The organism is Tistlia consotensis USBA 355 (genome assembly GCF_900177295.1).
GTDB lineage: Bacteria > Pseudomonadota > Alphaproteobacteria > Kiloniellales > DSM-21159 > Tistlia > Tistlia consotensis.
Map to the genome: position 1 here is coordinate 12463 of NZ_FWZX01000022.1, position 16790 is coordinate 29252.

The 16790-nt window shown below is 70.9% G+C and carries 10 protein-coding genes; 8 read left to right on the forward strand and 2 right to left on the reverse strand.

Annotated features, from left to right (window positions below; genetic code table 11):
* The first annotated feature begins 67 nt into the window (after window positions 1–67).
* From B9O00_RS21785 to B9O00_RS32640, 4 genes are all read left to right on the forward strand, one after another.
* Window positions 68–1903: an autotransporter assembly complex protein TamA gene (locus B9O00_RS21785; protein WP_143596309.1), complete on the forward strand. Its 1836-nt coding sequence runs from the start codon at window positions 68–70 to the stop codon at window positions 1901–1903.
* Complete coding sequence (locus B9O00_RS21790; protein ID WP_159460289.1) at window positions 1903–6408, forward strand: translocation/assembly module TamB domain-containing protein; 4506 nt, start codon at window positions 1903–1905, stop codon at window positions 6406–6408. Before B9O00_RS21785 ends, B9O00_RS21790 begins: the two co-directional genes overlap by 1 nt.
* A 78-nt stretch (window positions 6409–6486) precedes the next feature.
* The gene (locus B9O00_RS21795) at window positions 6487–6909 is read left to right on the forward strand and encodes a helix-turn-helix domain-containing protein (RefSeq protein ID WP_085124854.1); all 423 of its coding nucleotides are present in this window, start codon (window positions 6487–6489) and stop codon (window positions 6907–6909) included.
* A gap of 74 nt (window positions 6910–6983) precedes the next feature.
* A complete protein-coding gene (locus B9O00_RS32640) occupies window positions 6984–7724 on the forward strand; it encodes a hypothetical protein (RefSeq protein WP_159460290.1) in 741 nt (246 codons plus the stop codon).
* 759 nt (window positions 7725–8483) lie between these two features.
* On the opposite strand, the gene B9O00_RS21810 is transcribed toward B9O00_RS32640, so the two are convergent.
* Window positions 8484–8762 (reverse strand): hypothetical protein, encoded by a 279-nt coding sequence (locus tag B9O00_RS21810; protein WP_085124857.1) that lies wholly within the window; start codon window positions 8760–8762, stop codon window positions 8484–8486.
* Window positions 8763–8964: 202 nt separating this feature from the next.
* Between B9O00_RS21810 and B9O00_RS21815 the strand changes: the two genes are divergently transcribed.
* On the forward strand, window positions 8965–9429 hold the full coding sequence (locus B9O00_RS21815; RefSeq protein ID WP_085124858.1) for a helix-turn-helix domain-containing protein: 465 nt from the start codon (window positions 8965–8967) through the stop codon (window positions 9427–9429).
* A 165-nt stretch (window positions 9430–9594) separates the two neighbouring features.
* On the opposite strand, the gene B9O00_RS21820 is transcribed toward B9O00_RS21815, so the two are convergent.
* The gene (locus B9O00_RS21820; RefSeq protein WP_143596311.1) at window positions 9595–11271 is read right to left on the reverse strand and encodes a ShlB/FhaC/HecB family hemolysin secretion/activation protein; all 1677 of its coding nucleotides are present in this window, start codon (window positions 11269–11271) and stop codon (window positions 9595–9597) included.
* A gap of 211 nt (window positions 11272–11482) precedes the next feature.
* On the opposite strand from B9O00_RS21820, the gene B9O00_RS21825 reads away from it, so the two are divergent.
* From B9O00_RS21825 to B9O00_RS21835, 3 genes are all read left to right on the forward strand, one after another.
* Window positions 11483–12919 carry a FecR domain-containing protein gene (locus B9O00_RS21825; protein ID WP_085124860.1) on the forward strand — a complete coding sequence of 479 codons (1437 nt, stop codon included), beginning with the start codon at window positions 11483–11485 and terminating at the stop codon, window positions 12917–12919.
* Window positions 12920–13011: 92 nt separating this feature from the next.
* Entirely contained in the window at window positions 13012–15354 is a 2343-nt protein-coding gene (locus tag B9O00_RS21830) for a CHASE2 domain-containing protein (RefSeq protein ID WP_085124861.1), read from the forward strand.
* Window positions 15355–15604: 250 nt separating this feature from the next.
* Window positions 15605–16732, forward strand: coding sequence for a TRAP transporter substrate-binding protein (locus B9O00_RS21835; protein ID WP_085124862.1), 1128 nt, complete (start codon window positions 15605–15607; stop codon window positions 16730–16732).
* Window positions 16733–16790: the final 58 nt, after the last annotated feature.

A 16790-nucleotide genomic window follows, 5' to 3' on the forward strand; every position in this document is an offset into this window, starting at 1 on the left:
GCCTTCGGCCAAGCCACGCCCGGTCTGCCGCGCGCCCCGGCTCGCTCTCCTGCCCGCCGTCCTCCTCGTGCTGCTGCTGCCGCTGCTGGCCCGGCCGGCGGCCGCCGAAGGCCCGGACCCGGAGGACACGACCACGGCCGCCGGGCAGTCGCCGGCGACGGCGATGCCGGCCGCCGGCGAGCGCGCGCCGGGCGACGAGTCCGTGCCCTACGAGGTCTCGATCGCGGGCGACCTGCCGGGCGACCTGCAGGGCCAGCTCGAGGAGGTCTCGCAGCTGATCGCGCTGCAGGACCGGCCGCCGGACACCATGGCGGCCCTGCGCCGGCGGATCCGCGACGACGTGAGCCGGCTGGAGTCGGTGCTGCACTCGCAGAGCTACTTCGACGGCAAGATCGAAAGCCGGGTCGAGGCGGACAGCCGGCCGGCCCGGGTCACGCTGACCGTCGAGCCCGGCATGGAGTACCTGCTGGAGTCCTACAGCATCGACTACCGCCCCTCGGACCCCGGCCCGAAGGCACCCCACGACGCCGCCGACCTGGAGCTCAACATCGGCATGCGGGCCCGCGCCGAGCCGATCAAGCAGGCCGAGGACCGCCTGATCCGCCGGCTCGGCAACCACGGCTACCCCTACGCCCGGATCGTCCAGCGCCGCTATCTGGTCGACCACGCGCGCACGGTCATGGATGCGCAGCTGACCGTCGACACCGGCCCCAGGGTCGACTTCGGGCCGCTCGCCATCGACGGCCTGACCGACGTCTCCGAGGACTACCTGCGGCGCATCGTGCAGTGGCCGAAGGGGACGGTCTTCGACCGCCGCGAGATGGAGAAGGTGCGCCGCCGCATCATCGAGACGCATCTCTTCGACACCGTGCTGCTGGAGCCGCCGGACAGCCCGCCGGGCGACGGCGTCGCACCGGTCAAGGCGACCCTGGCCGAGAGCAAGCACCGCAGCGTGGCGCTGGGCGCCGGCGTCACCAGCGCCCAGGACCGCTTCCAGCTCAAGGCCAGCTGGGAGCACCGCAACCTGTTCCACGAGGGCGAGAACCTGCAGCTGACCGCCAAGGCGTCGCTGCTGCTGCAGGCGCTGAGCGCGGACTTCCGCAAGCCGAACTTCCTGGCGCTCGACCAGAGCCTGATCGGCCAGAGCTCCTTCAGCCGGGAGCGCAGCGACGCCTACAACGCGCTCTCCTTCGACAACTTCGGCGGCCTCGACCGCAAGCTCTCCGAGCACTGGAGTGGCCGCGCCGGGCTCGCCTTCGAGCTGTCGGAGATCACCGATCAGTTCTCCAGCTCGCGCTTCGCCCTGGTCGGCGCGCCGCTGACCCTGACCTACGACACCCGCGACAACGTGCTGAACCCGACCAGCGGCATCGAGCTGACCCTCGGCACCGCGCCCTGGCTGAACAGCGACAACCTGCAGGACCTGTTCATCGTCAACGAGGCGAGCGGCTCGACCTACTGGGCGCCCTTCGACGACGACAGCCTGGTGCTCGCGGCGCGCGGGCGCTTCGGCACCCTGACCCTGGCCGACAACCGCGAGGTGCCGGCGACCAAGCGCTTCTACGCCGGCGGTGCCAGCCTGCGCGGCTACCAGTTCCGCAGCGTCGGCCCGCTCGACAGCGAAGGCGACCCGACGGGCGGCCTGTCGGTGCTGGAGGGCGGCCTGGAGCTGCGCTTCCGCTTCCTCGACGACTACGGCATCGTGCCATTCGTCGACGGCGGCCAGGTCTACGACCAGCGCCTGCCGGACCTCGGCCAGGACCTGCAGTGGGCGGCCGGCATCGGCTTCCGCTACTTCACCTCGATCGGCCCGCTGCGCCTCGACCTCGCCTTCCCGCTCAATCCGCGCCCCGGAATCGACGATTTCTTCCAGTTCTACCTGTCGATCGGGCAGGCCTTCTGATGGCGGAGGACAAGGGCCCCTTGCGCGCGAGCGATCGACCGGTGCCGGAGGGCGCGCCCGGTGCCGGCAGCCGGGGCCGCGGGCGGCGGCCTGTGCGGCTGCTGCTCCGGAGCCTGCTGGCGCTGCCGCTGGTGCTGCTCGGCCTGGTCGGGCTGCTGCTCGCGGCCCTGCAGCTCCAGGGCGGCCGGGACCTGCTGCGCGATGCCGTCGTCGCCGCGGCCAGCGGCCCCGACTTCAGGCTCGGGATCGGCCGCATCGACGGCGCCCCGCCGGGCCGGCTGGTGGTCGAGAACCTGCGCCTCGGCGACGCCCAGGGCACCTGGCTGACCGGCGACCGCATCGAGCTCGACTGGTCGCCGCTCGCCCTGCTCGGCGGCACGCTCGACGTCGCGCGGCTCTCGGCCGGCCGCATCGCCCTGACCCGCCTGCCGGCCGGCAAGGCCCCCGCCGAGCCGACGCCGGGCGGCTTCACCCTGCCGACCCTGCCGCTGGCGATCCGCCTCGACCGCCTCGAGGTCGGCGAGCTGGCGCTCGCGGCGCCGGTCGCCGGCGAGCCGCTCGACCTGTCGATCGAGGGCGCGCTCGCCGCCGAGCAGCAGGGCCTGATCGACTCGCATCTGCGCATCGCCGAGCGCGACGGCCAGGGCTCGGTCGCGGCCAAGGCGATCTATCGCCTGGCCGACCGGAACCTGTCGGTGTCGCTCGACGCCTCGGCCCCGGCCGGAGGGCGGATCAGCCGGGTCTCGGGCCTGCCGGGCGCGCCCGGGCTGGCCTTCTCCCTGTCCGGGGACGGGCCCCTGCCCGGCTGGCAGGGCCAATGGCGTGCCGAGGCCGGCCCGGTGGTCACGGCCTCCGGCCGGCTCGGCCTCGACTCGCTGCAACCGCTGTCGCTGACCCTGAGCGGCAAGGCGATCCCCGGATCCGACTTCCCCGCCGAGGCGGCGGCCTGGGTCCGGCCGGCCCTCTCCCTCGACCTCGCCGCCGACTACGCCGCCGACACGCAGAGGGCGACGCTGACGGTCAGGGACCTGTCGAGCGGCAGCCTGGCGGCGAGCGGCCGGGCCGAGGCCGCGCTCGCCGAGGACCGGGCCGATGCGCAGCTCCAGCTGACGCTCGGCGATCCGGCGCCGCTCCGGGAGCTCCTGCCCGGGCTGAGCCTGCAGGGCGGCCGGATCGCGATCACGGCGAAGAAGCGGGGCCAGCGCGCCACCCTGACCGCCGAGGGCAGCCTCGAGCGGCCCGTCCTGGCCGGCGACGACGGGCTGGGCTTCGAGACGCTGGAGCTGCAGCTGGACAGCCGCGAACTGGCGCTCGACGCGCCGCTCTCCGGCGGCGCGCGCGCGCGGCTCGAACTGACCGGCAAGGGACCGCTCGGCGATCCGGCGGCGACCGGCCTGCTCGCGCCCGAGACCCGCCTGACGCTGGTCGCCGCGCCAAGCGACCAGGCCATGACGCTCGACAGCCTCGAGCTGGTCAGCGGACCGCTGCGGCTGACCGGCCAGGGCCGCTACCGGCTCGCCGGAGACGAGGCGGGCAGCGGAAAGCTGACCGCGCGGCTCGAGGAGGGCGATCTCTCGCGCCTCTCGGGGCTCGCCGGCCTGGACCTGGGCGGCAGCCTCTCGATCGCGCTCGACGGCAGCCTGCGGCCGGACGGCAGCGGCCAGGCCAGCCTGTCGGCCGCGCCACAGGACCTGCAGCTCGGCCAGCCGGCGCTCCAGGCACTGCTCGGTGCCCGGCCGCTCCTGACCGCCCAGGCCGAGCGCACCGCCGACGGCCGGATCCGGCTGACGGCGGCCGAACTGAGCGGCACGCCGGTCGGGGCGGCCCGGGACGGCAAGCCGGCGCAGGGCAGCCAGACACCGCTGCGGCTGCACGCCGAGGGCTCGCTGTCGCCGGCCGACGACCAGCTCGACCTGACGGCCTCGCTCGCCCTGCCCCGCCTGGCGGTGCTGCAGGACGCCGGCCTGCCGCTGTCCGGCGCCGCGACCCTCGATCTCACGGCCTTCGGCCCGCTCGCCGCGCCGCAGGCGGTCTGGGCACTGCGCGGCGAGGGCCTGTCCTACCAGGACACGCGGGCCGACATCCTGAAGATCGACGGCACCACGACCGGCCTGCCCGACGGCCCCCGGGGCCACGTCGACCTGGCCGCGGCGACCGGCGCCGGGCCGCTGAAGGGCGCTTTCGACTACGCCCTGGCCGGCCGGACCGCGCGGCTCGACAAGCTGTCGCTGACGCACGGCCGGGACCGGCTGAGCGGCGACCTCGCCGCCGACCTGCCGAGCGGCACGGCCGACGGCAGCCTGAAGCTGTCGCTCGCCGACCTCTCAACCCTGACGCCGCTGGTCGGCGCGGACCTCGCCGGCTCGCTGGACGCCGCCGTCACCCTGAAGACCGAGGCCGGCCACCAGGGCGCGCGCGCGACGGCCAGGGCCCAGGGCCTGCAGGCCGCCGGCATGACGCTCGGCAGCCTGGAGCTGACCGCCAGCGGCCGCGACCTGACCGGGACTCCGGCGCTGACGGCGGAGGTGACGGCCAGCGATCTGGCCGCCCCCGACGTCGCCCTGAAGCGGCTGACCGCGAAGGCCGAGGGCAGCCTGGAGAAGCTGAGGCTCGAGGCGTCGCTCGCCGGCAAGGCGCTGCAGCAGGACCTGGAGGCCTCGGGCCGGGCCGAGCTCTCGCTCGACCAGGCGACGCGGGTCCGCCTGACCGCGCTGCAGGCGAGCCTGGGCAAGGAGGAGCTTTCCCTGAAGTCGCCGGCGAGGCTGCTGCTCGACCGCGACCGCATGCAGGTTGCGGGCCTCGACCTGGGCGTCGCCGAGGGGCGGATCCGGCTCGATGCCGACCTCCAGCCCGGCAAGCTCGACGCGACGCTGAGGGCCGAGGACCTGCCGGTCCGCCTGGCGGCGCTCGCCGAGCCGACGCTGGAGCCCCTGGGCAAGGTCGACCTGACGGCGCGGCTGAGCGGCCCGCCGCCGCGCCCGAAGGGCACGCTGACCCTGGTCGCCAGCGGGCTGCAGCTCGATGCCGGGAACGGCAGCGACGTGCCGCCGCTCGACGCCAGGATCGACGGCCGCCTGGCCGACGGCCGGCTGAGCGCCGACGGCCGCATCTCCGGATTCGCCAAGGCGCCGCTGACGCTGCGCGCCGAGCTGCCGCTGCTGGTCACCACGGCACCGCTTTCGGTGAGCCTGCCGCCCGACCGGCCGCTGAAGCTGCGCGCCAACTGGGACGGGCAGGTCGAGCAGCTGATGGCCGTGGTGCCGGTCGATACCGTGCGCTTCGGCGGCCAGGGCAAGATCGACTTCGGGCTCGACGGCACGCTGGCCGCCCCCGTCGCCTCGGGCAGCGTCTCGATCGAAGACGGCTTCTACGAGAACTACCTGCTCGGCATGAGCCTGAAGCCGGTCACCCTGGAGATCGACGGCCAGGGCGAGCGGATCGAGATCAAGCGCTTCTCGGGCCGGGACAGCGAGGGCGGCAGCCTGAACGCCCAGGGCATCGTCGACCTCTCGGGCAAGGCGCCGCGCTTCGATCTGACCCTGAAGGCCGACAAGGCCCACCTGGTGCAGCGCGACGACGTCAACGGCTCAGTCGACGCCGACCTGGCCCTCAAGGGCACGACCGAGGGCGCCAGCCTGGCGGGCAACGTCCGGGTGCTGCCGACCGAGATCCGGCTGATCAACGCCCTGCCGCCCTCGGTCACCGAGCTCAAGGTGGTCAACGTCAACGACAAGACCCCCGGGCCGCCGGAACCGCAAGGCGACGGCAAGACCCCAGGCATCGACGGCCTGCAGTGGCTGTCCCTGGGAGTCGACGTCACGATCCCGGGCCAGGTCTTCGTGCGCGGCCGCGGCCTCGATTCCGAATGGCGCGGCACGCTGCAGATCGCCGGCACCGCCGAGCAGCCGCGCATCCGGGGGCAGCTCAGCCCCGTGCGCGGCTCCTTCGACTTCGCCGGCCGGGTCTTCACGCTGAGCCCGAATTCGACGATCCAGTTCCTCGGCTCGGCCACGCCCGACCCGCAGCTCAACATCACCGCGACCTACCAGAGCGAGTCGCTGACCGCGAACATCAACATCACCGGCTCGGTCAGCGACCCGCAGATCGGCCTCACCTCGAGCCCCGACCTGCCGGAGGACGAGATCCTGGCGCGGGTCCTGTTCGGCAAGTCGAGCGGCAAGCTGTCGGCCGGCGAGGCGGTGCAGCTGGCGCAGGCCGCCGCGACCCTGGAGGGCAGCAGCGGCGGCATCATGGACCTGGCGCGGCGCACCCTCGGCGTCGACGTGCTGAGCTTCGCGCCGGGCGACAGCGGCAGCGACCTGGGCAGCCTCAAGGTCGGCAAGTATATCAGCGACGACGTCTTCATCGGCGCCCAGCAGGGCGCGACACCCGGCAGCTCGACGGCGATCGTCGAATGGGACCTGACGCCGAACATCACGGTCGAGAGCGAGGTCGGCGCCGCCAACGGCAGCAACGCCAGCGTGAACTGGAAATGGGACTACTGAGCGCCGGGCGCCCGCCCCGCCGAATGTGCACATTTTGAATCAAACCAAAAAAGTAGTAAGGTCACCGAGAAAGCGATAATGCTGACCATGAACGCTGTCGAGACGAAGGAGCTGGGGTTGTCGGAAGGCGGTGAGACGCTCGGCGAGCGCGTCCGTCGCTTGCGGCAATCGCGTGGCCTGACGCAGGCAGCCTTGGGAAAACTGGTCGGCATGTCGCAGCAGACGGTACACACGATCGAGCAGGGCGATTCGCAGCGGCCGCGCCGCCTGCCCGAGCTCGCCCAGGCGCTCGGCACCAGCGTGGACTTCCTGGCCTACGGCACCGGGCCGCGCGACGTCGCCAGCGAGCGCCACGCCGTACCGGAGCGGCCGCCGGAGAGCTTCCAGATCCGCTCCGTCGGGCCGGGCCAGATGCTGCTGCGTATTGAACAGGTCGTCACGATCGACCAATTCCGACGTATCGCGCTGATCCTCGCCGAGCCGACCGAAGAAGAGCGTTAGAGATGCGGACGCTGAAACTGGATCTCGACAGCCTGGACACGGCCGCCGCCGAGGTGGCCGAGACGAAGGAGCCGTTGCGGCTGATCGTCAAGGCGCCGAAGTGGCAGCTCGACGAGCTGCACGACGATCGCGAGACCGCCCAGCGGCGGCTGCAGGAGCTGGCCGCCTACCGCGACCGCCCGGCCAACGTGGTGTCCTTCTCCGGCTACACGGCGCTCGCCGCGCCCCCCGACCGGCGCGACGGCGGCCGGATGCCGGAGGTCGTCGCGGCCTGGGATCGCTTCGGCCATCGCTTCAACGGCGAGTTCGCCGGCGCGCTCGACGAGATCGGCCTGCTCGACCGGGCGATCGTGTTGCGCCAGGGCGCGGATGCCGGCCTCTACTATGCCTTCATCGGCGACGGCCACTGCCGTCGGTTCGGCCGCGCCTGGGTGCGGCGCTCGCTCGGCCGGCGCCACGATGCCGTCGGGCAGCACGACGAGGCCTACAGCGCCTGGTGTGCCCATCACTATGCCGATGCGGTCTCCGGGGACGTTCCCAGGCGCCATTTCGTCGATGCCGTCATCGCATCGCTCGACCCCGACGCCCCCCGGGATCCGCGTGAACTACGATCGTGTGCTCCTCCTGACCTCCCTGGCGAACGGCAAGCCTGCACTGGTCGTGGTCAGCGAGGTCAGACCCGCGCTTCTGCCGATTCGATGATCCGGCTGGCGTCGGCCATCGCCTCCTCCTCGTCCATCCAGATCAGCGCCAGGTCGAGGTCGCCCTGGTCGACCGAGCCGCGCCAGATGATGTCGCGGCCGATCCGGCGATAGCCGTAGGCGGCGACCACGCCCTTCTCGATCAGCACGGGATCGACCATGGAGATGGTCGTGCGCTGGCGCCAGAGCAGCCATGCGAGAGCGCGCGAGAGACGCGGCATGACCTTCGCGACGCCGCGGCCGCGCAGGTCGGGATGCGCGAAGGTGCTGCCGGAATAGACCAGCGATCCGGTGATCGTCTCGGCCTCGGGCACCGTGCAGGTGCAGCTCTCGCCGGCGCTGGCGCGCTCATGCGGGCTGTAGAACAGGCTGAGATCCTCGAGCGCCTCGGTCAGCGAGCCGTTCAGGTGGTAGTGGCGCGCCGCCTGCACGGTCAGGCAGCGTCCGTCCCGGTCGCGCCCCTCGATCCAGAAGGCCTCGCCGCCCTCGAAGCGCGCCGGGTTGAACATCGGCATCAGGCCGAACCAGCCGAGGTGCCGGTAGCTCGCGTTCACCTCTGGAAGGCCCGTGAGGTCGCCGTGCAGGATGAGACTGAGGCCGTTGCGCTCGGCCCAGGCCTCGGCATGGTTGACCATGCCGGTGCATATCCGGTGGCCGTTTGATAGGTCGCGCGCGGTGGAGAACAGATTCGTAGCGGTCATGACGACGCCTCCAAGGGGTTACCAGAGGCTGCATCATGACGCTCGGAGCGGTTGGACTCCTAGAGTGTTAACACACCATTAACACTGGTGGTCGAAATTTCCGGTTGAATAAGGGCTTCCGTAGCCCCGCGACGTGATCGTCGCAGCGGCCGAGGCGACCGACCTGATCGGATCAGGCGACGCTGTGAAGCCGGACACGCGCCTCGCGCGCAGGCTCGACCGTGCAGATCTCGATCTGCAGGGCGTCGCAAAGGCTCCAGGCCACCACCGTGTGGGGATCCGCGGTGACCCGCAGGGCGCCCGCCTGGTCCGTGGCGAGATAGAGCAGGCCGTTCTCCGTGACCTCGCCGTTCGGCTCCGCTGCGATCAGCTGATTCGGGTCGCTCCCCGACGCGACGGCATCGGAGACGGACGAAAAAGCGCGAAGTGTGCGGCGGCAGACGAAGAGCATGGGGCTCTATACTCCCAAGGGTATGGCTGACCGTATCGTCTTTGCCCGTCTCACGCAACCACTTAGCGTGGCCGAACCGCCCTCCGATGACTCTTTTTGCCGGTGTCTGGTTCAGAAAACGAAATTTCCGGTTGCGATAACCGGAAATCTGGTTTTTAGTCAGGGAAGTTGGTGAACCCATTAAGCGGGAGACGGGTAGGAGATGAGCACCTCGGTTGCCAAGATGGCCGTCAAGGAGCGCCGGCACGGGCGCGGTGGGTCGCGCGAGCTGCGCAACCTCGACAAGAACTTCAACGAGACCGTGGGAGAGCGGCTGCGCGCGGCGCGCCTGTCCCTGGGACTGAGCCAGACCGAGCTCGCCCAGCGGCTGGGCCTCTCCTATCAGCAGGTGCAGAAGTATGAGGTCGGCACCAACGGCCTCAGCCTGTCGCGCGCCTTGCAGATGGCCGGTGCCCTCGGCATCACCCTGGACCGGCTGATGCCGGACGCGCCGCAGCCGACCGCCGGCAGCGACGGCCAGGACCCGATGGCCCTGGACCGCGGCACGCGCCGCATGGCCCGGCTGTACCACGGCCTGCCGCCGCGCAAGCGCGCGCTGGTCAAGCAGTTCGCCGAGCTGCTGGCGAACGCCACGCTCGACGAGAGCGACGACGCCGAAGCCGCCTGAGCGAGCCCTGCCCGCCTCTTCTGCCGCCGCCTCGGGGGGCGCTGCACAAACGGGTACAGGGGCTCGACCCGGCGGGTCGTGCGAAACGGGCGCCGCCTGGCACGGGCGGCGCCCGTTCGCGTCTCCGCTCGCTCCGTCCCGAGCGCCCGCGCGCCCCGGGCCGCCTCAGAAGCGGCCGGTGACGGAGAGGAAGAAGCGGGTCGACTTGCTGCCGGTCTCGTAGGGCACCCGGGTCAGCGGGCGCGCCACCTGCAGGTCGAGCGAGAAGCGGTGGTCGACGAGGTCGAGGCGCAGGCCCGCGCCAGCCGACGACAGGGTCTGGCGGGCATAGTCGCCGGAGGCGTTGTCGTTCCAGACCTCGCCCCAGTCGTAGAAGCCGTAGACCTGGAAGGAGTTCAGCCAGAAGGCCTCGTCGAAGCTCTGGCCGTAGCGCAGCTCGGCCGCGGTCGCGAAGCCGTCGTCGCCGGAGACTTCGTAGTAGTTGTAGGCACGCCCGTACTGCCCGCCGCCCAGGCCGAACTCCTCGCTCGACAGCAGCGGCGTCTGGGCGATCTGGCCGGCGACCGAGACCTGGGCGCCGATGTAGTCGCCGATCCGCTGGTCGCGGCTGAAGTAGCCCTTGAGCTTGGTGAAGTCGCTGCGGCCGTCGCTGCGCGACAGAGTCGCCGCGCCGGGATCGCTGGCGTCGAAGACCGGCAGGCCCTGGCTGAGCTCGAGCCCGGCGTAGTGCGTCGCGTCGAGGAAGCCGCCGGCGGCGTAGTCGGCGCGCAGCCGGATCACGCGCAGCCGGTCGTCGACGATCGTCGCGCCGAACTTCTCCTCGGTCGAGTTCTGGTAGTCGAAGGTCAGGCCGAGACGCAGCGTCTCGTCGCGCCGCCGCACCACCGGATGGCTGAGCTTCACGGTGACGCCGGTGCTGCGGATGCGGTCGTCGGTGCCGCTGTACTCGGCGCCCGGCGTGGCGTCGCTGGTCGAGACGAGCAGCGACAGCTTGGTGCCCTGGCTGCCCAGCGGCTGCGTGTAGGAGAGCTCGTAGTAGCGCAGCTCGCCGGGCTGGTTCGGCACGATGAAGCTGCCGACCTGCAGGCGCTCGCCGCCGCCGAAGAAGCCGTTCGTGCCAGCCGCGGTCCAGAGCTCGAGCGGCCCGATCGCGTGGGTGCCGCGGTTGTCGAGGTAGGTCAGCAGGTCGAAGCGCTGGACGTCGAGCGTGACGATCAGCTCGTAGTCGCCGCGATCCTCGTCGAGCGCCCGGACCCGGCTGTCGGTGACGTCGATGCCGTCGAGATCGCCGATCAGCAGCAGCTGCCGCTCCAGCGTGGCCAGCGTGAGCGGCCGCTCGGCCTCGATCGGAGCGACGTAGCCGCCGAGATCGAGCCGCTCGCTGCCGGCGCCCTCGAAGCTGACCTTGCGGATCGCCCCCTCGACCACCCGCAGGCGCAGGATGCCGCTGTCCAGGGCCTGGGGCTCGATGACCACGCGGGTCAGCAGGTAGCCGTGCTCCCGATAGAACCTGGTGATGCGGTCGGCCAGGGCCTGGATGTCGTCGAGCGTCAGCGAGCGCGCCAGGTCGTTCGCGTAGAGCTCGTTGAGACGGGCCGGGGGAAAGGCCGTCGCGCCCTGGATCTCGACGGCGGCGAGCACGACGCTCGCCGGGCCGGTCAGCGGTGGCGTGGGCCCGATCGGCGCCGCCAGCGGCGGCGGCGGCGGCCGCTCCTGCTGCTCCGTGGCACCCTCCGGCGACTCGGCGCCGGGCTGGCGCTCGCGGATCTTCGAGGTCTCCGACTGGTCGAGCTGGGCGTGGGCCGGCAGCGCCAAGGCGACGACCAGCAGCGGCGAAGCCAAAGCCGCCGCTCGCGTTGCGCGTACTAATACTCGCGGTATTTTCGCCATTTCTTCTTGCCGCGCCGCACCTTTTTCTCGACCAATATCCTTTCCGTCACACATGACACAACAATATTATCTTCAATTTGACTGATATCACAATATTAACAATATATTTTACTTCGAAGATGAATGATATTGGAGTAACCTGCTCGGCTCAAGCAAGGTCCGCATGATGGGACCGTCGGCTTTCCAGGCAGGAACCGCCACGATGAATGCGTCCATGCCCTCTCGCTCCGCAAGCGTCGCCCTTCCGAGACCCGCGCGGCCCGTTGCTGCGCTCCGTCTGCTCGGATTGCTGTTCGGTCTGGCCGTGCTGCTGATCGGCATGCCGGTCCGGGCCGACGAGGCCTGGACGATCGCCACCCAGACCGGCGAGGTCCTGGTGGTGCGGCCGGGCGCGCAGCCAGTGGCCCTGACCCCGACGACGCGCGTCGAGAACGGCGACAGCCTGGTCACCGGGCCGACCGGCCGGGTCGTCCTGGTGCGCGGTGCGACCACGATCGTGGTGGCGCCGGACAGCCGGATGAGCCTGCCCGAGCCGGCCGGCGCGGGCCTCGGCGTGCGCATCCTGCAGCAGCTCGGCACGCTGCTGTTCAAGGTCGAGAAGCACGAGACCCCCTACTTCGAGGTCGAGACGCCGTTCCTGGCGGCGATCGTCAAGGGCACGACCTTCAGCGTCCGCGTCGATGCCCTGGGCGCCAACGTCCACGTCGTCGAAGGCGCGGTCCAGGTCGACGCCTTCGGCAGCAACCGCTCGACCCTGGTGCGGCCGGGGCAGACGGCGCACGTCTCCGGCGACGGCAAGGGCGCGCTCTCCGTCGAGGCCGGCTCGGGCCCGCAACAGCAGACCGACGGGACGAGCCAGCAGGAAGCCTCCAACGACGCGACGGCGGCCGGCACGGATACGACCGCCTCGGCCAGCGCCACGGGGCTGTCGATCAGCTCGGCCGTGACCGCCGAAATCGATATCGCGGCGGCCAGCGACGGGCTGGTCCGCATGGATTCCGCCTCGACCGCGGCGCGCGGCAATGCCTACGGCCAGCAGCGTAGCGTCGCGACCTACGGCACCACGAGCTCGACGAGCCAGGGCAACGGTGCCGCGACCTCCGCGGCGGCCCGGGCGCGCAGCGCCAGCGCGGGCAATCTCGCCTCGCCCGCCCAGGACAATGCCGTCCTGTCCGGCAACGCGCCCGGCAACAGCGGCAGCAGCAACGGCAACGCCGGCAACAGCGGGAAGAGCGCCACGGCCGGCAGCAACGGGATCGGGAACTCCGCCAGCAACGGCAAGAGCGACACCGCCGGCAGCAACGGGAACGGAAACGCCGGAAACAACGGCAAGAGCGACACCGCCGGCAGCAACGGCAACGGAAACGCCGGAAACAACGGCAAGAGCGACACCGCCGGCAGCAACGGCAACGGCAATTCCGGAAACAACGGCAAGAGCGACACCGCCGGCAGCAACGGCAACGGCAATTCCGGAAACAACGGCAACAGCAGCAACAACAGCAGCAGCAGTAACAACGGCAAGAGCGATACCGCCGGCAGCAATGGCAATGGCAACGGCAACAACAACAGCAACAACGACAACAAGGGCAAGAAGAGCTGAGGCCCGTCGCCGCGCGGTCTTGCCGCCGCCGGATCGCGAGCCGGGAGCATGGCAGCGGCGCGGGCCGGCCGCGCCTCGAGGAGGCGAATCCGGTGCGGCTTGATTCCCTCTCCCGGCTCGCGGCGCTGCTGATCCGGCCCTGGTCGCCGCGCCGCCACCGCGGCCTGCGCCAGGTCGCCGCCCTCAACGTCCTGATCCTGGCCGGGACTCTCGGACTCTACGCCGCCGGCTGGCTCGACGGCCTGGAGTACCTGCTGATGGATCGGCGCTTCGAGCTGATCCGCGGCCAGGCGAGCGGCGACCTGGTGATCGTCCAGATCGACGGCAAGAGCATCCAGCAGGCCGGCCGCTGGCCCTGGCCCCGCGACCGCTTCGCCCGGCTGATCGACCGCCTGTTCGAGGCCGGCGCCACCGACGTGGCCCTCGATGTCGACTTCAGCAGCATGTCGTCGCTGAGCGGCGACGCGGAGCTGGCGGCAACGCTGCGGCGCTACGGCGGCCGGGTCATCCTGGGCGCCTTCAACCAGAAGGACGAGGCCGGCCAGCCCTCCGCGGCGCTGCTCGACGTCCGGCCGCTGCAGATCTTCGCGAACAGCGCGGCGGTCGCCGGCGTCAATGTCGACGTCGCGCACGACGGCGCCGTGCGGCGCTACCCGATCGGCCAGTTCGACGGCCGCTCGTTCCGGCCCTCGATGGGCGCCCTGCTGGCCGGCAACGCACGGCTGGACTTCCCCTTCTTCTACATCGACTTCGGCATCGATCCGCGGTCGATCCCGCGGCTCTCGGTCGCCGACATCCTGGACGGCCGTTTCGACCCGGCAGCGGTGCGCGGCCGCAAGGTGATCGTCGGCGCGACCGCGCTCGATCTCGGCGACTATGTCACCGTGCCGGTCTATCGGGCCCTCTCCGGGGTCACCCTGCAGGCGCTGGCCTACGAGTCGCTGGTCGAGGGCCGCGCCCTGAGGCGCAGCGGACCGGCGGTCACGGTCGCCGTGCTGCTGATGCTGGCGCTGGGCGCGGCGGCCGGCGCGCGCCGCTGGTCCTGGCGCCGGGCGACCCTGGCGGCGCTCGCGACGAGCCTCGCCTGCCTCGCCCTCAGCGTCGCGGTCCAGGCGGCCTGGCCGCTCAGCCTCGACATCGCGCCCTGGCTGGTGCTGATCGGGTTCTTCGTCGGCGTGCGCAGCGTGCGCGAGATCGAGAGCCAGGCGATCCAGATCTTCAAGCAGCGGATGGCCGGCGCCTACCGCCGGGCGCTGATGGCGCAGGTCGTCGAGGACAGCTTCGACGGCATCGTCATCACCGACAGCCTGGGGCGCGTCGAGCTGTTCAACTCGGCGGCGGCCGAGATCCTCGGCCTGCAGGCGAGCGAGGTGCACGGCCGGCCGCTGGCCCGCATCCTGCCGACCTTCGAGGCTTTCCAGCAGCCCGTCGAGCCGGCGGATCCCGCCCAGGGACGACTGATCACCTTCGAGCGGGCGGACGGACGGCGCTGCATCCTGGAGCTCCAGGTCGGCCGCTCCAGCATCCAGGTCAGCCGCAATCCCCGCGAGCGGCGCAGCCGCACCCGCGAGGTCACGGTCTTCACCTTCCGCGACGTGACCGACCGGGTTCAGGCCCGCGAGGCGGAGCGCGCGGCGAGCGAGCGCGCGATGCTGGCGAGCCGGGCGAAGACCGAGTTCCTGGCCAACATGAGCCACGAGCTGCGCACGCCGCTCAACGCCGTCATCGGCTTCTCGGAGATGATCGGCGAGGAGATGCTCGGCCCGATCTCGCCGCCTGCCTACAAGGGCTACGCGCAGGACATCAACGCCAGCGGCCTGCACCTGCTGCGCATGGTCAACGAGGTGCTGGACGTCGCCAAGATCGAGGCCGGCAAGGTCCAGCTCGACGAGGAACAGTTCCCGCTCGCCGGCCTGGTCAACAGCTGCGCCGGCATGATCCGCGGCTCGCTGGGCATCGACCACCGCCGCCTGGTGCTGGACGGTGCCGCCGACCTGCCCTACGTCAGGGGCGACGAGCGGCTGCTCAAGCAGGTCGTGCTGAACCTGCTCAGCAATGCCGTGAAGTTCAGTCCCGAGGATCGCGACATCGTGATGACCGTCGGCATGGCGGCCGAGGGCTGGGCGAAGATCTCGGTGCGCGACTACGGCATCGGCATCCCGTCCGACCGGCTGACAGACGTGCTCAAGCCCTTCGTGCAGATCGAGCAGGCGATGAACCGCAAGCACGAGGGCGCCGGGCTCGGCCTGCACATCGCCTCGACCTATGCCGAGATGCACGGCGGGCACATCGAGATCGAGAGCCGGCTCGGCGCCGGCACCGTCGCCTCGCTGTGGCTGCCGCCCGATCGACTGCTGCCGCGCGACGCGGCACGCGCGCGACGCCACATCAGGCTGGTGCTCGACCGCGACCGCGACCAGGGCAACAGCGGCTGAGCCTGCGGTCCTGCAACCGGATCCGGCCATGGCCCCGCGAGCGTTCCGACGTGCCGGCAGGGAGCGGCACCGGCTCCGCGCAGCGGTCAAGCAGCAGGCGTGGTGCGGAGCGCAGGCTCCCGCGCACGTTGCCAAGACAACCGGATTCCCCGTACCATCATATTCGGACAGGATAGAACTGTTCGTCAAAACGTCCCCGCAAGCGCGGACGACAAGGCAATCGACAATGCCGACCTAGGGAGGAAAGAAAGTGGAAAGCAAAAGCCTGAATCGTCGGAAGTTCCTGAAGACCGGTGCCGTCGCCTCCGCCGGCGTCGCCGCCAGCGCCCTCGCCGCACCGGCCGTCCTGGCCCAGTCGCCGCGCGTGCTCAAGATGCAGACGTCCTGGACGTCGTCGGACATCTTCCAGGACATGGCCAAGCAGCTCGCCGACCGGATCGACGCGATGTCCGGCGGCCGCCTCAAGATCGACCTGCTGCCCTCGGGCGCCGTGGTCAAGTCCTTCCAGGTGCAGGATGCCGTCAACGACGGCGTGCTCGACGCCTCGCATACCGTGCCGGCCTACTGGTACGGCAAGAACAAGGCCGCCTCGCTGTTCGGCACCGGCCCGGTCTACGGCTGGGACGGCGCGCAGATGCTCTCGTGGATCAACTACGGCGGCGGCCACGAGCTCTATACCGAGCTGGTGCAGAAGATCCTCGGCCTGAATCTGGTCGGCTGGTTCTGCATGCCGATGCCCGAGCAGCCGCTCGGCTGGTTCAAGCAGCGGATCACCTCGGCGGCCCAGATGAAGGGCCTGAAGTACCGCACCGTCGGTCTGGCCACCGACGTCATGCAGGCCATGGGCCTGAGCGTCACCCAGCTGCCGGGCGGCGAGATCGTGCCGGCCCTGGAGCGCGGCGTGATCGAGGCCTTCGAGTACAACAACCCGACGTCCGACAGCCGCTTCGGCGCCCAGGACGTCTCCAAGGTCTACATGCTCGGCTCGTTCCACCAGGCCGCCGAGACCTTCGAGGTGATCTTCAACAAGGACGTCTACGACGGCCTCGAGCCCGACCTGCAGGCGATCGTCAAGCATGCGGTCGAAGCGGCCAACACGGCCAACTTCGGCATCGCCATGGACAACTACTCCAAGGACCTGCAGAAGCTGATGACCAAGGACGGCGTCAAGGTCTACCGCACGCCGGACGACGTCCTCGAGGCCCAGCTGAAGGCCTGGGACGAGGTCATCGGCAAGCTGAGCGGGGACGCCTTCTTCAAGAAGGTCCTCGACAGCCAGAAGGCCTGGGCCGAGCGGGTCTGCTTCTACATGCTGACCAACCAGGCCGGCTACAAGATGGCCTACGACCACTACTGGCCGGGCAAGCTGAGCTTCTAGGCTCCAGCGCGGAAAGCACCGGACAGGCCGGGACGCCGCGACGGCGTCCCGGCCGCTC

What these genes read in the sequence shown, in the direction of transcription:
- B9O00_RS21790 (WP_159460289.1), top strand. Translation starts at nt 1,903, where the DNA reads ATGGCGGAGGACAAGGGCCCCTTGCGCGCGAGCGATCGACCGGTGCCG.
- B9O00_RS21825 (WP_085124860.1), top strand. Translation starts at nt 11,483, where the DNA reads ATGATGGGACCGTCGGCTTTCCAGGCAGGAACCGCCACGATGAATGCG.
- B9O00_RS21810 (WP_085124857.1), bottom strand. Translation starts at nt 8,762, where the DNA reads ATGCTCTTCGTCTGCCGCCGCACACTTCGCGCTTTTTCGTCCGTCTCC.
- B9O00_RS21815 (WP_085124858.1), top strand. Translation starts at nt 8,965, where the DNA reads ATGAGCACCTCGGTTGCCAAGATGGCCGTCAAGGAGCGCCGGCACGGG.
- B9O00_RS21795 (WP_085124854.1), top strand. Translation starts at nt 6,487, where the DNA reads ATGCTGACCATGAACGCTGTCGAGACGAAGGAGCTGGGGTTGTCGGAA.